Genomic DNA, 1,879 nt, shown 5'->3' with positions numbered 1-1,879 from the left:
GGCCAGCCCCACCCGCTCCAGCGCCCCCTCCACCCGGCGCCGTATCTCGGAAGCCGGCAGGCGCTGGTTGCGCAGGCCGTAGGCCACGTTCTCGAAGACCGACATGTGCGGGAAGAGCGCGTAGCTCTGGAAGACCATGCCCAGGCCGCGCTGGTGGGCCGGCAGCTCGGTGATGTCGCGCCCGCCCAGCAGGATGCGGCCCCCGGTAGGCTCCTCCAGGCCCGCCACCATCCGCAAGGTGGTGGTCTTGCCGCAGCCCGAAGGCCCCAGCAGGGTCATGAGGGTGCCGGCGGGCACCTCGAGCCCCAACCGGTCCACGGCGGTGGCCGTGCCGAAGCGCTTGGTCAGTCCTTCCAGCCGCAGGGCGACGCTCATCGCACCCCTCCTCCCGCGCGCACGTCGAAGCGGCGGCTGAGCGGGAACAACAGCAGCACCACCGCCAGCAGGCTCAGGATCATCACCGTGCTCATGGCCGCGGCCCGGCCCATCTGCCCCTGCTCCACCCAGCCCAAAAGCAGCACCGTCGCCAGCAGGTTCCCCGGGCCCACCAGGAAGATGATCTGGCTCACCGCCGTCATGCCGCGCACGAAGGCGAAGGCCAGCCCCCCGATGAGGGCGGGCAGCAGCAGCGGCAGCACCACCCGCGCCAGGGTGCGCCCGCTCGAGCCGCCCAGGGTGGCCGAGGCCTCCTCGAGGGCCGGGTCGATCTGCGCCAGCCCCGCCACCCCCGCCCGGATGCCCACCGGCACCTCGCGGAAGATCAGGGCCAGCACGATGAGGGCGGTGGTCCCGGTGAGCACCCAGGGCTCGCCGTTGAAGGCCAGCACGTAGCCCACCCCCATCACCGTGCCCGGCATGGCGAAGGAGAGCAGCGCCGAGAACTCCAGCAGCCGCTTGCCCGCGAACTCCTGCCGGAAGACCAGGTAGGCCAGCAGCAGGCCCAAGACGGCGGTGGGGACCGCGGCGACGAGGGCGATCTTGAAGGTGTTGACGAAGACGGGCAGCCCCAGGGTGAGGAAGTCGTGGTAGTGCTTGAGGGTGGGGGTGTAGTTGAAGCCCCACAACTGCACGAACGAGCCCACGATCACCGAGCCGTACAGCCCCACCACCAGCAGGCTCCACAGCGCCAGCAGCGCGGTGAGCACGGCCTCGAGCGCCCCCGGCAGCGGCAGGGGGCGGCCCCCGGTGGGCTTGCCGGTGGTGGTCACGAAGGAGGTCTGGCCCAGCCAGCGGTACTGCAGCCAGAACACCAGCAGCACCAGCGCCAGCAGCACCAGCCCGTAGACGGCGGCCTCCACCGGGTCGTAGCGCCCGGTGAAGGCGATGAAGACCTCGGTCGCCAGGTAGTTGCGGTCGCCGCCCAGGATCAGCGGGTTGCCGAAGTCGGAGACCGACTCGATCACCGACAGCAGCAGCGCGTTGGCTAGGCCCGGGCGCAGCAGCGGCCAGGTCACGGTGCGGAAGACCCGCCAGCGGTTCGAGCCCAGGCTCGAGGCGGCCTCCTCGAGCGCGGCGTTGAGCCCCTGCACGCTGCCGCGCAGCACCAGAAAGGCCACGGGGGCGAAGGCCAGCACCTGCGCGGTGATGAGCCCCGCCGGCCCGAAGAGGAAGTTCTGGTCCAGGCCCAGCAGCCCCGCGGTGATGAAGCCGTTGCGCCCGAACATCAGGATGAGCGCGAAGGCCAGCACGAAGGGCGGGGTGATGAGCGGCAGCAGCGCCAGCCCGCCCAGCAAAGGCTGAAGCCAGCGCAGGCGGGTGCGCTGCTGCAGCAGGGCGAAGGCCAGGCCCAGCAGCGTGGCGAGCGGGGCCACCACCCCGGCCACCAGGAGGCTCGAGGCCAGCGCCCCCCGCCCGAAGAGGGCCACCCCCACCGCCGTGC

The 1,879-nt window shown here is 71.9% G+C and carries 2 protein-coding genes; both read right to left on the bottom strand.

Annotated elements, in window-relative coordinates; genetic code table 11:
* On the bottom strand, positions 1-375 hold a 375-nt coding region (locus Mterra_RS20945), incomplete at its 3' end, for an ABC transporter ATP-binding protein (protein ID WP_119316839.1).
* Positions 372-1,879, bottom strand: a 1,508-nt coding sequence (locus Mterra_RS20940) for an ABC transporter permease (RefSeq protein ID WP_147373020.1), incomplete at its 5' end; no start/stop codon positions are given. The genes Mterra_RS20940 and Mterra_RS20945, both read right to left, overlap by 4 nt.

Origin of the sequence: Calidithermus terrae (assembly GCF_003574345.1) — a bacterium.
In the GTDB taxonomy this organism is placed as follows: Bacteria; Deinococcota; Deinococci; order Deinococcales; family Thermaceae; genus Calidithermus; species Calidithermus chliarophilus.
The sequence above is the reverse complement of the archived record's forward strand: the minus strand, read 5'-3'. Positions and strand labels throughout refer to the sequence as shown.